Here is a 12,359-nt window from a genome sequence, read left to right as displayed (position 1 = left end):
TATGTTATATTCTAAACATTGAGAATCGTATTTGTACTAAAAAGAGAGATTCTCTGAAAAATAAATGGGATACATTTGCAAGAAATAGATTTGTTTGTATATTTGTCGTCACAAAACAAAAACAGAGCGATGAAATCATTTTGGAATGCATATTATTTTTATTTTTACTTTTTTAGCAGAGAGTAAAGGGCTTCCGTGTAATGATTAAAAAATAGGATTAAAGTAAGCCCTGATCACTCAGGGCTTTTTTATTTGGACAAAGATGGCGACGTATTTTCGATTTAGCAGCCGGTTTTATTTTTACTTCTACTTTTATTTTATGAAGAGTAGCCGGAGGCTGTGTATTTTGTCCTGAAAATAATAATGGAATAATATAAACCCCGGCATAATGTCCGGGGTTTTTTATTGACCGATATACGAATTAAAAGTGACGGAAAATGACGAAAATTGCAATTCAAGGAGTACACGGATGTTTTCACGAGCAAGCTGCCCGGTTGTTTTATGGAAATGAGATCGGTGTGTGTGAATGTCTTAGTTTTGAAGATTTGTTTGTTGCTTTGGATCAGGGAAAAGCTTCGGGAGCTATCATGGCTATCGAGAATACCGTGGCAGGAGGATTATTACCGAATTATTCTTTGTTGCATAAACATTCCCGCAAAGTGAAAGGGGAGGTATTCCTTCGGATTCAGCAAAACCTGATGGCTTTGTCCGGGCAGACTATAGAAGAGATTACTGAAGTGCATTCACATTATATGGCTATAGCCCAGACCCGTGAATTTTTTAAATCATATCCACATATCCGTTTGGTAGAATCGGAAGATACAGCCAAAAGTGCTGCCGATATAATGCGGAACGGACAAAGACGGATCGGTGCGATTGCTTCTGAATTGGCTGCAGAATTATTCGGTTTGGAGATTCTTCAGGCTAGTATAGAGACTCATAAGCAAAATTTCACCCGTTTTCTGATCCTGGACGACCATATTACCGTATCAGAGAAAGATATCGATAAATCCTCGATTTGCTTTACGTTGCCTCATAAGACAGGTCGGTTATCGCAGGTACTTTCCATATTTGCCTTTTATGACCTTAACCTGACGAAAATACAATCCTTGCCTATACCGGGGAAGGAATGGCAGTATTTTTTTTATGTGGATCTGAAATTCGATGATTACGGACATTATCTGGAAGCGATGAATGCTGTAAGACCATTGGTCGATGAACTGACAGTGATGGGGGAATATAAAAGTTATTGTTGATTAGAAAGTATATAAGTTGTAAATCAAAAATCGTAAACGATGATAATTAAACCGGCAAACAGAACGAATAGTGTCAGTGAATACTATTTTTCAAAAAAATTACAAGAGATTGATTTGATGAACCGACAAGGAGCCGAAGTGATTAATCTGGGAATCGGTGCCCCTGACCGGATGCCACCCGAGGAAGCTATCCTGACTTTGATCAAAGAGGCTCAGCATCCAGGTAATCACGCTTATCAAAGTTATAAAGGAATAAAAGAACTGCGTGAAGGATTTGCTACCTGGTATAAGAAATATTATCGGGTAGATTTGAATCCGGATACGGAGATTCAACCTTTGGCCGGTTCTAAAGAAGGAATTTTGTTATTGTCTCTGGCTTTTTTGAATAAAGGAGATCAAGTGCTTGTACCTAATCCCGGATATCCCACTTATTCCTCGGCTTCTTTACTGGCAGAAGCCGGGATCGTGCTTTATGATTTGAAGGAAGAAACCGGATGGATGCCCGATTTTGAACAGTTGGAAAACAGGGATCTTTCCAGGGTAAAAATGATGTGGACAAATTATCCGAATATGCCTACCGGAGCAAAAGCTACGATGGCATTATACGAAAGGTTGGTAGAGTTTGGCTTGAAACACCGGATTTTGATCTGTAATGATAATCCCTATAGTTTTATATTAAATGATGAACAACTGAGTATTTTGAGTATCGATGGGGCGAAAACCTGCTGTGTGGAACTGAACTCACTGAGTAAAGCACATCATATGTCGGGTTGGAGAATCGGGATGATTGCCGGAGATGCAGATGTCATTTCCCAGGTGTTGAAAGTGAAAAGCAATATGGATTCGGGTATGTTCAAACCGCTCCAATTGGCAGCTGTGAAAGCTTTATCCCAAAAAGACGATTGGTATGCACAATTGAATGCAGAATACCGGGAAAGACAGAAATTGGCCGGAGAAATTTTCGATCTGTTGGGTGTGAGATACGATAAACATAGCGGAGGTATGTTTTTGTGGGGAAAGATCGATGACCGGGAAGAGAGTGGGGAAAAATTGTCGGATATGATTTTGCAAAAAGCGCATGTATTTATTACTCCCGGTTTTATTTTTGGAAGTAACGGCGAACGTTATATCCGGATTTCATTGTGTGCGAAACAAGAGGTATTACGTGAAGCTGCCGGACGGATTCGCCGGGTTTTACATGTGAGTCATTTTAAACATGGTTCGTGGTGTTGAAGCAGTTGTAAATGTCGGATAAAAAGAAATGTTGATATGCAAGTTGGAATAATAGGAGTTGGATTGATCGGTGGTTCTATGGCAGTAGATTTGAAAAACCGGGGTTTTGCCGATCGTGTTGTCGGGGTTGAAGCGGATGCTTTGCATGCTTCGGCTGCGAAGGAATTGGGATTGGTCGACGAAATCGTCAGTTATGAAGAATGTATTGCTATGAGCGATATGATTGTCGTAGCTGTGCCGGTAAGTATAGCTATCCGGATGATCCCGGATATACTGGATAAGGTGGACCGTCAGGTAGTGACCGATGTCTGTTCGACGAAAGAAAAAATCAACGATATGGTTCGTTATCATCCGAACCGGAAGAATTTTGTCGCTGCTCATCCCATGGCAGGGACAGAATATTCGGGTCCCTGGGCTGCTTTGCCCGGATTATTCGACGGACGGGCAGGCATTATTTGCAATGCTGAAGATTCGTATATGCAAGCCGTCGAACTGGTCAAGCAAATGTATGATTGCCTCAATATGAGGGTGATATATATGCGGGCCGCACATCATGACATGCATACGGCTTATATTTCCCATATTTCCCATATCACTTCTTTTGCACTTGCGTTGACTGTTTTGGAAAAAGAAAAGAATGAAAAGAATATCTTTGACCTGGCTTCCGGTGGTTTTTCATCGACGGTACGATTGGCTAAAAGTAATGCAGACATGTGGGCTCCGATATTCTCTCAGAATAAAGAGAATATATTGACTGTTTTAGATACCTATATCGAAAAATTGCAGGAATTTAAAAAACATATTGCAGATTATGATGAAAAAGGAGTGAAGGACTTGATCCATAAGGCTAATAAAATAAAAAGGATCATCCGGTAAGAATACTGATTTGAATTTATAAAAAAGAAATATATGACAGCGACAAAATTAGATTTGGTAAAAGTAGAGGACTGGAGATTATTTACAGATACCACTAAGCCTATTATTATTGCAGGACCTTGCAGTGCGGAGAGTGAACAACAAGTTTTTGAAACAGCCAAAGGTTTGAAGGCCGCCGGAGTGGAAGTTTTGAGGGCAGGGATCTGGAAACCCCGTACCCGTCCGAATTGTTTCGAGGGAGTCGGTTCCGAAGGATTAGTCTGGATGAAGCGGGTGCAGCGTGAGTTAGGAATGAAAATTTCTACGGAAGTAGCTAATGTCAAACATGTGTACGAAGCTCTGAAAGCCGGCGTGGATATGTTGTGGATCGGGGCACGTACTTCTGCCAATCCTTTTGCTATGCAGGAAATAGCCGACGCTTTAAAAGGTACCGATATTCCGGTTTTAGTGAAAAATCCTGTCAATCCGGATGTCGAACTCTGGATCGGTGCTTTGGAACGCTTAAATATGGCAGGACTGAAAAAAATCGGTGTGATTCATCGGGGTTTTTCTGCTTATGTAAAATCCAAGTACCGCAATGTTCCTCAGTGGCAATTACCTATCGAGATAAAACGGCGTTTTCCCGATATGTTGATGATTTGTGACCCAAGCCATATTTCAGGTAAACGGGAATATATTCAGGAAGTTTCCCAGCAAGCGATGGATTTGGGGTTCGACGGACTGATCATCGAATCCCATATTTGTCCTGAAATAGCTTTGAGTGATGCTGCACAGCAAGTCACACCGACTTCTCTTCGGGAAATTTTAGGAAAACTGATTATCCGGGATATAGATTCGGAAAACATAGAATACAAGGAAAACATAGATGAATTGCGGGCGCAGATCGATGATATCGATAACGATATATTGGAGCTATTGACCCGGCGGATGAAGGTATCCGACGAAATCGGAAAATATAAAAAGCAAAATAATATTACTATTCTGCAACCCGGACGTTGGGATAAAATCCTGGAAAAGGTGTTTGTCAAAGGAGCTGAGACGGGACTGGATAATGAGTTTTTAGAAAAAGTTTTCAAAGCGATTCACCAAGCTTCCATCGACCGGCAAACAAAGGTGATGAACGAATAGTTTGTGTTTTCAAGTTTCCAGGTGACAGCAGCCGGCCAATAATTTGACTGCTGTATTCCCGGAAACTTTTTATCGTTTGCTAAAAGGTAACACCGATGCCTACCGTATAAGCATGCAGTTCCGGGCCTTTATCGGATTTGAACATATTGGTCAGCGTGTAGCTTCCCCAAAGGCTCAGGCGTTTATAGCCCACTCTTCCGACGAGATCGGCTTTGAAGGGGACCATATTGAAATTATTTTTTTCTTTCTTTTTGTGTTTATCCCCGCTGCTATCTTTATAAACGACTTTTGTTTTCGAATGTAATCTTACCCCTCCCATAATACCTCCGGAAATATAGAATCGGTTTCTTTTAGCCGCAGGCAGTTGAAGTTCAAGCATTAAAGGGATGGTCAGGTAGAAAGTTTTAAAACTACTACGTTTAACACTGGCAATTTTATCATTTTCGTGTAAGTCGATCGGAATAAGTTGATGATCGGCCCAGGTTACGGAACTATAATTATTTTCGAACCGTAGCCGCTGATATTCAAACCCGGCCCCCCATACAATACCGAAGTTATTTCGATGTACCAGATTGATACTGTGTTTAAAGACATTGAATTGCATTGCAAAAGAATGACTCCAATCCAATTCCATAAATTCTCCGTATTCTTCATATGCTGTGCCTTCGTACATCGAATAGTCGGTATTACCGAAATTGACGAAACCATAATAGAATCCACTCCAATGTCCTTCGAATGGCGGGTATTGGTCGTTTTTACAGATATGTCCCCGTTTATAGGCATTACGGCCTATGATAAATAATTCGGAAATATTTGCTTCCTTGTGTTTTTGACTACTGTCTCTAATAATCATTAATTCAGAGGTATCGGAATGGACTTTTTTTTCCGGTGAAATGATGATCAATTCGTCTTTTCCTACAGTAGAATCCTTCGGTTGAACCGGATTTTGTGCTACGATATTGAAAATTGGAAAAATCAAAATGATAGCGAGTAGAATTTTCATGATTGTTATTTTTAATTATTTATGTGTTATTTCGAATGTGACGGATTAAGGGGGATATTTGTTACTCCTTACCGATATTGTTTTTCAATTTTTCTGCAATCATTTTTCCTGTATTGATCATAGAAGAAAAGAGGTTGTTACTTAAAAATTTACTTTCCGAAGGCTTCCAGGCTATCGCATTTTCTGTTAAAATAAGTTCCGAAGAATTAAAAGCAGGAGAACTCATCCGGATTTTTGCCGCTTCCTGAACCGAAGTAGGAGTTATTCCACAAATGGGTAATTCCTGGATGGTCATTACCGGGATTCTTGTCGGTTGTACCGGAATAACCGGCTTTGGACAAGGAAGCGGGGGCAAAGATTGCTCTTTTATAAATAGAACCCGATCTATAGCAGGAATCTCGATCGCAGGCGGAAGGACCATGGTTATTTCGGTTGCCTGGGGGTGAATATCATCGGACTTCAGGACTGTTATAGCGATGGTCAGTATCAAAAGGAGAATAGCAGCAATCGAACTATATTTGTACCCTAATTGCCGGTAAGCCGAATGGTAAAGCTTGGATTTTCGGGTATAACGTATTTTCGTGTCCGGTGTTAGTTTCAGTTGACGGTATACTTCTGCCTGTTTTGTTATTTCTTGTTTACGGGAAGAGTGCTTAATGTCTGAAATATCTTGTGTGCTGAGCGAATTCTCAGCAATAACGATCGCATAATAATCTTTACATGCATGGAGTTCATCTTTTTTGAGGTTTTCTTTACGGGTATATCGGACCGAGGGAGCGGTTAATTTTATTTTTGCTATGTCATCCAATAATTCCGCCAGATCTTGATTAAACAAAAGAAATACCCGTAAATCATGAATATCATCCTTAGAAAGAGTACCTTCTAAGTAGTCGATGAAATATTTCTCATAATTATTTCTATTTATATTCATGATATATTGTTAATAATAGTATTTGTATTAAAGTATCAGTTCCGGTTTACGAATAAAGTCTTTCATAAAATTCCGGGCTCTGAAAATATACACTTTCACTTGAGTCTCGGATAAAGAAGTAATTTCTGCAATTTCTTTGTAAGAGTAATTTTCATAATCCCTTAATAATACAACCGTCTTCTGTATCGGCGGTAATTTATTGAGTGCAAATTCGAGGATTTCATTTAAATCGGTAAATTTTTCCTCGGTCAAATAACTTGTCGGATTTATATTTTCAAAGTCTGCATTCTTTTTTTCATGACGAAACGTGTCGATCAGCTTGTGATAGGCGGTGGTAAAAAGGAATGACTTCGCTTTAACGCATGCAATTTCGGAGACATTTTCCCATAAAATCAGGAAACTGTCTTGTACGATATCGTCAGCTAATGCTTTGTTGTGACTGGATTTTACGATAAATCGGAACAAAGCATCTGCGAAATCATCAACGCATTTATTATATTCTTTTCTCGTCATGTTGCAGATATGACGATCGAATATAGCTAAAAGTTACAAATAAAACTAATTCTGAACTTCGTTTATCTTTTCTGTAGGATCGTGGAAGGATATAGAATTGAAGAATGTTTCCATTTCGTTTTGAATGACAGACATATGGCGGGTACGTCCTCCTATCGATATTTGATAAATATAATTATCTCTGAAAATAAATCTTTTAATATAGGTCATCTCATACTTATCTTTATAGATAGAGTATTGAATTTCTTTGATAATCATATTTTCGTAAGGAATCGTTTTTTCTTCTTTGAGGATCGCCGTTTCGATGGATAAACTCCCTTTTTTAAGTTCTTCATAAAGTATTTGAGCGTATTCACTTGTTATTCTGATCTTTTTAGATGACATATCTGAACAAACAATTCCAAATACGCAGGTCAGATCTTTGGTTTGGTAAATGGTGGAACGTATCCCGTTGTTTGTATTTACAATCTTTTCAGGAGTATTAGGAAACAGGAACGAAATACATTCCGGGGTCTGAATTCTTTGCCATTTTCCGGAGTCAGGCAATAACAGGCTAAATAATAGGCTGATTTTTATCAGTAACATCATCTTACAACTGCATTTTATTTATTTTTGTCGTAAAATTAGCGTATTTGCCGGGAAGACCGTTAATATAATGTTTAAAATATCTGAATAATAAATGAAAGTAGCTGGGATAGAAGTAGGAGACAGGCCATTGATATTGGCTCCGATGGAAGATGTGACCAATCCTCCTTTCCGGAAATTTTGTAAGAAATATGGTGCGGATTGGTTGTATTCTGAGTTTGTATCTGCCGATGCGTTGGTTCGTTCGGTGAATAAATCGTTGAAAAAATTGACGATCGATGAAACAGAACGTCCGGTTACGATTCAGATCTACGGACGTTTTATCGATTCTATGGTCGAAGCTGCCAAAATTGTGGAGGAGGTTCGGCCTGATTTTATAGATATTAATTTTGGATGTCCGGTGAAACGGGTTGCTCAGAAAGGGGCCGGGGCCGGCATGTTGAAGGACATTCCTTTGATGGTTGAAATGACACGGCAGATTGTACAAGCCGTTAAGATTCCTGTGACGGCAAAAACCCGTTTAGGCTGGGATTGTGAGCATATCATTATCGAAGACATTGCTGAACGTTTGCAGGATGTGGGGATTCAGGCTTTGGCTATTCATGGGCGTACCCGTTCTCAGATGTATTCCGGAGAAGCCGATTGGGAACCGATTGCCCGGGTAAAAAATAATCCCCGGATAAAAATTCCTATTTTAGGCAATGGAGATATTACTTCTCCGGAGAAAGCGAAAGAGGCTTTCGAGAGGTATGGAGTCGATGGCGTAATGATCGGAAGAGCTACGATCGGGCATCCCTGGATATTTAAACAAATCAGGCATTATTTTGAAACGGGTGAGTTATTACCCGATTTATCTGTAAAAGAACAGATCGAGGTGATCAAAGAACAAATTCTCTTATCGGTAGAGTGGATCGACGAGGTTCGTGGATTACTGCATATGAGGCGTCATATGGCCTCTATGTTTAAAGGTTTACCTCATTTCAGGGATCTTCGGATCCGAATGTTACAGGCTCCGACGATCGACGTTCTTTGGGAGGTTTTCGATGAAATAGAAAAGCGCTATTCAGATGATTACAACCTGATCATTTCAGATTGATTTCTTTTATTTCCGACCATAGGATGTATACTGGATTTTGACCGTTCCTGAAAATAATAATTCCATTGTTATCCTGATTGACATCACAAGTTTCTCCCAGGCTGAGCTGACTGTTATTCCGTAGCGTGATAAAGGAATATTTGTAATTTTTTGGTGCGATGGAGCGGATGTAACGAAACGGGATACGGTAGCTGATCGTATTGTTTTTACCGTCGAGCACTTCAAATTCATAGCTCTCGTCCAGATCGTAAGCCAGGTTACCGGCGAAAGTTTGTCCCGAGCGGGTGACTACTTCTCCTTTTATGGCTTGGGGACTTGGAAAATCGTCATAACTCAATAAATTCAATTCGGAGATGGGGATGATCGTCAATTCTTCGAATTGTGCCCGGGATACACATACGCTACCGATATTGGGCATGTTGATCGTTATGTTTTCTACTGGGTAAAGTGCATTGATCTGTGCATCTGCAGGGTCATCGTTTGGAGAGACTAAGGGGATCAATCCGAAAGTATGGTTCCCGTTTTTACCTTTGAATGCATATAACTTCTTTATTTTGTTTAAAAAAATATTTATCTGGTTCATTTTTTCCTGACTTTGTCTTTGCTGGGAATTCCAATAAATGATTCCCTTGTATATACCCTGGGTACTTTTTACCGTACCGGCGACTTGGTTCGTTTCGGGGGCAATGGCCTCCTTGTCTGCTCCCATAAAATGAATTTCACTGATATGATCCCATTTTATCGAGGTCGTTTCGGTTGGAGTAGTAATTCGTATATGGGTATTTATGTCCGATGAGTACCCTTTGACCAAAGTGAGTCGGTCTCCGTTTTTTAATTGCAGAACGATTTCATTTACATCAGTGGGCCGGATACTTTTTATATTTCCGAAACGGCAACAAAAATTATGTGTCGGAGGTGTTATGAATTCCCTGTCGTTTGCTCTGAAAACCAATCCGTCGCTCCTTTTGAAATAGGAACGATAAGGATTTTCAATTTTCGAGGCCTCAAAAAAATCTATCCAATAATTTTTGTTCCCATTCCAAGTGATGAAACCTTTATAGACTTTATTCTCTACTGTCATAATTTCACCGAAGATCCGGTAAGCGGCATCGGTTTGTGCAAAACTGATTGTGAAAATAAAGTTGGATAAAAGGATTACGATAAATTTTTTCATAGCTAAGACAATTTTCAACTATGACGAACAGCACCTGTAGATTGTTACAAAGCGAGAAAAAAATAACCGGAATATCAGTTTCCGGTTATTTTCTTTAAGTGTTTATATACATGTTTACCCTAATGTACGATTATAAGTGCAAATATGTATATAACTGCTTTTCTTTATTTAATAAATGGAATAGATAAAGGATAAGGCCATAAGTTTCCCTGGCTTGCTTTGACGGAACCTATGATAATAAATGTCAGGTTACATATCGCCAGGGCGATGAGCAGGACGACACCGATCCCTATAAGGCAAAGTATACCACTGACAATACCGTAAATCAAGCAGGAAATAATCCAATTCATCACGATTTTTCCATTGGCATCGATGTATTCGGAGCTATCTTTTTTAGTCAGCCACAATACTAAAGGCAATATCCATCCCAAACCGACGACGATACTTCCGGCCAATTGGGAAAGATGAATAAACATGGCATATTGTTTTTCCGATTCCATGATTTGGTTTTATAAAGTGGACAATGCTTTTTCCATACGGCGTATCGTTTCTTCTTTACCGATAATTTCGATAACATCGAACATATGCGGTCCTTTAGCAGCACCGATAATGGCTACCCGGAAAGGATTCATTACCTTACCGAAGCCTAAGCCTTTTTCGGTGATCCAGGCAGAAATGATTTTCTCCGTATTGGCAAAAGAATAATCATCGATACTCTTCAGTATTTCCAGTAATTCACGCATTAAAGCAGGTGTATCTTCTTTCCAATATTTTTTGGTATCTTTTTCATTAAATTCGGTAGGAGTAACGAAGAAAAAGCGGCAGTCTGCATACAAATCGGCTACAAAATTATAGCGTTCTTTCATCAGACTACAGATTTTCTCGGTTTTTTTCCTGTCGAAAACGATTTGTTCTGCTTTAAGCATTTCGTCGACTAGATCTGCTAATTCAGCATCCGGTTTAGCCACCAAATATTTATGATTAAACCATTTTGTTTTTTCGGGATCGAATTTAGCTCCTGACTTTTTAACTCTGTCTAAAGTGAATAGTTCGCATAACTCCTGAAGGGAGAATATTTCCTGGTCCGTACCCGGATTCCATCCCAAAAGGGCCAGCATATTGATGAATGCTTCAGGAAAATAACCGTCTTCTTTGTAGCCATGCCATTTTTCTCCGGTTGCCGGATCTGTAAATTCCATCGGGAATACCGGGAATCCCATTTTGTTACCGTCCCGTTTGCTTAATTTGCCGTTCCCTACCGGTTTTAAGATCAGCGGGAGGTGAGCGAATTCAGGCATGGTGTCTTCCCAACCGAAGGCTTTGTAAAGCAACACATGTAAGGGAAGAGAAGGCAACCATTCTTCTCCACGGATAACATGGGTGATTTTCATTAAGTGGTCGTCTACAATGTTGGCCAGGTGATAAGTAGGCATTCCGTCCGACTTATAGAGCACTTTATCGTCAAGCAGGGAGCTGTTGAAATGGACTTCTCCGCGAATAATGTCGTGAAGGAGAAGATCTTCATGCTCGGGCATTTTAAAACGGATGACATAATGCACACCCGCTTCCAGCAATTGTTTTACTTTACCGGCATCCATATTCAGGGAATTCTTTAATTTACCTCTGCTCGTGGCATTGTAAATAAATGTTTCCCCACGTCCTTCACACTCTTTTCTCATCGCATCCAATTCTTCGGCTGTATCGAAAGAGTAGTATGCATTTCCCGATTCAACGAGTTGGAGGGCATATTTTTTGTAGATTTCTTTTCTTTCACTTTGACGATATGGACTGTATTCTCCACCTACCCCAACTCCTTCATCCACTTTTAAGCCACACCATTTCAAAGACTCTATAATGTATTCTTCTGCACCGGGTACATACCGGGTTTGGTCAGTATCTTCGATTCTTAAAAGAAAATCTCCACCATAATGGCGGGCAAACAGATAATTGAAGAGGGCTGTTCTTACTCCTCCTAAGTGAAGCGCTCCCGTCGGACTTGGAGCAAATCTAACTCTGACTTTTCTTTCCATTGTCTTCTTGCGATTTATTGTTGTTTTTTTGGCTGATCAATATATTATGAAACAGCTCTTTGGTATATTCGATTGCTTTTCGGACGGCTGTTTCTTTTGAGGTGATATTGCTCAAGATAGGCTCCGCGTGATTATAAGGATTGTTGGGATCGTCGGTCAACAGATAGACCGTATATTTTCCGTTTTTACCGTTTTTGGTTTTGCTTACTAATCCGAACCAAACGTCAATCGATTGGTTATCGACGTAAATTGTACGTTTTACTTTGTACATTATTGTTCGTTTTTATTTTTATTCTTGAAGTTTAACAGTGTAACGACTATCATTAAACAAGCCATAGAAGCGACGTTGATATAGACCGGTGTCCTATCGGTATTGCTAAATAGAGATAGTGCACTCGATATCATCAGTAAGAAAGCAGTGAGTATTATCAGTAGGCGAATAATTTTCATAGTGGGTATAACTTATATGTAAAATTAAAATGCGGCAGGCGAATCGTTTTTTCTATCCGTTAAACATTGTATTCGTCCTTGCTG

Annotated in this window: 13 protein-coding genes; 5 read left to right on the top strand and 8 right to left on the bottom strand. The window is 39.7% G+C overall.

Features of this window, described 5'->3' with window-relative positions; all coding sequences use genetic code 11:
* Positions 1-437: 437 nt before the first annotated feature.
* The 4 genes from ODOSP_RS13680 to ODOSP_RS13665 are packed head-to-tail and all read left to right on the top strand — an operon-like array spanning position 438 to position 4,493.
* Positions 438-1,256: a prephenate dehydratase gene (locus ODOSP_RS13680; RefSeq protein ID WP_013612893.1), complete on the top strand. Its 819-nt coding sequence runs from the start codon at positions 438-440 to the stop codon at positions 1,254-1,256.
* A gap of 39 nt (positions 1,257-1,295) precedes the next feature.
* Positions 1,296-2,489 (top strand): pyridoxal phosphate-dependent aminotransferase, encoded by a 1,194-nt coding sequence (locus ODOSP_RS13675; protein ID WP_013612892.1) that lies wholly within the window; start codon positions 1,296-1,298, stop codon positions 2,487-2,489.
* 18 nt (positions 2,490-2,507) lie between these two features.
* A complete protein-coding gene (locus ODOSP_RS13670) occupies positions 2,508-3,365 on the top strand; it encodes a prephenate dehydrogenase (RefSeq protein WP_262496259.1) in 858 nt (285 codons plus the stop codon).
* A gap of 33 nt (positions 3,366-3,398) precedes the next feature.
* Positions 3,399-4,493 (top strand): bifunctional 3-deoxy-7-phosphoheptulonate synthase/chorismate mutase type II, encoded by a 1,095-nt coding sequence (locus tag ODOSP_RS13665; RefSeq protein ID WP_013612890.1) that lies wholly within the window; start codon positions 3,399-3,401, stop codon positions 4,491-4,493.
* A gap of 79 nt (positions 4,494-4,572) precedes the next feature.
* Here the strand turns inward: ODOSP_RS13665 and ODOSP_RS13660 are convergent, their stop codons facing one another.
* The 4 genes from ODOSP_RS13660 to ODOSP_RS13645 all read right to left on the bottom strand — a co-directional run bounded on the left by ODOSP_RS13660 (position 4,573) and on the right by ODOSP_RS13645 (position 7,528).
* On the bottom strand, positions 4,573-5,496 hold the full coding sequence (locus tag ODOSP_RS13660) for an outer membrane beta-barrel protein (protein ID WP_013612889.1): 924 nt from the start codon (positions 5,494-5,496) through the stop codon (positions 4,573-4,575).
* A 61-nt stretch (positions 5,497-5,557) separates the two neighbouring features.
* Complete coding sequence (locus ODOSP_RS13655) at positions 5,558-6,427, bottom strand: hypothetical protein (RefSeq protein ID WP_013612888.1); 870 nt, start codon at positions 6,425-6,427, stop codon at positions 5,558-5,560.
* Between the two features lie 27 nt (positions 6,428-6,454).
* Positions 6,455-6,940, bottom strand: a complete 486-nt coding sequence (locus tag ODOSP_RS13650; protein WP_013612887.1) for an RNA polymerase sigma factor — start codon at positions 6,938-6,940, stop codon at positions 6,455-6,457.
* 45 nt (positions 6,941-6,985) lie between these two features.
* Positions 6,986-7,528: a hypothetical protein gene (locus tag ODOSP_RS13645; RefSeq protein WP_013612886.1), complete on the bottom strand. Its 543-nt coding sequence runs from the start codon at positions 7,526-7,528 to the stop codon at positions 6,986-6,988.
* A 91-nt stretch (positions 7,529-7,619) separates the two neighbouring features.
* On the opposite strand from ODOSP_RS13645, the gene dusB reads away from it, so the two are divergent.
* Entirely contained in the window at positions 7,620-8,621 is a 1,002-nt protein-coding gene (dusB, locus tag ODOSP_RS13640; RefSeq protein WP_013612885.1) for a tRNA dihydrouridine synthase DusB, read from the top strand.
* On the opposite strand, the gene ODOSP_RS13635 is transcribed toward dusB, so the two are convergent.
* From ODOSP_RS13635 to ODOSP_RS13620, 4 genes are all read right to left on the bottom strand, one after another.
* Positions 8,608-9,795 (bottom strand): hypothetical protein, encoded by a 1,188-nt coding sequence (locus ODOSP_RS13635; protein ID WP_013612884.1) that lies wholly within the window; start codon positions 9,793-9,795, stop codon positions 8,608-8,610. The genes dusB and ODOSP_RS13635 overlap by 14 nt on opposite strands.
* Positions 9,796-9,959: 164 nt before the next feature.
* Positions 9,960-10,295 (bottom strand): DUF4870 domain-containing protein, encoded by a 336-nt coding sequence (locus ODOSP_RS13630; protein ID WP_013612883.1) that lies wholly within the window; start codon positions 10,293-10,295, stop codon positions 9,960-9,962.
* Positions 10,296-10,304: 9 nt separating this feature from the next.
* The gene (gene gltX / locus ODOSP_RS13625; RefSeq protein ID WP_013612882.1) at positions 10,305-11,825 is read right to left on the bottom strand and encodes a glutamate--tRNA ligase; all 1,521 of its coding nucleotides are present in this window, start codon (positions 11,823-11,825) and stop codon (positions 10,305-10,307) included.
* The gene (locus ODOSP_RS13620; RefSeq protein WP_013612881.1) at positions 11,803-12,096 is read right to left on the bottom strand and encodes a hypothetical protein; all 294 of its coding nucleotides are present in this window, start codon (positions 12,094-12,096) and stop codon (positions 11,803-11,805) included. Before ODOSP_RS13620 ends, gltX begins: the two co-directional genes overlap by 23 nt.
* Positions 12,097-12,359: the final 263 nt, after the last annotated feature.

The organism is Odoribacter splanchnicus DSM 20712, from assembly GCF_000190535.1.
GTDB classification, from domain to species: Bacteria; Bacteroidota; Bacteroidia; order Bacteroidales; family Marinifilaceae; genus Odoribacter; species Odoribacter splanchnicus.
This window is presented reverse-complemented; position numbering and strand designations above follow the sequence as displayed.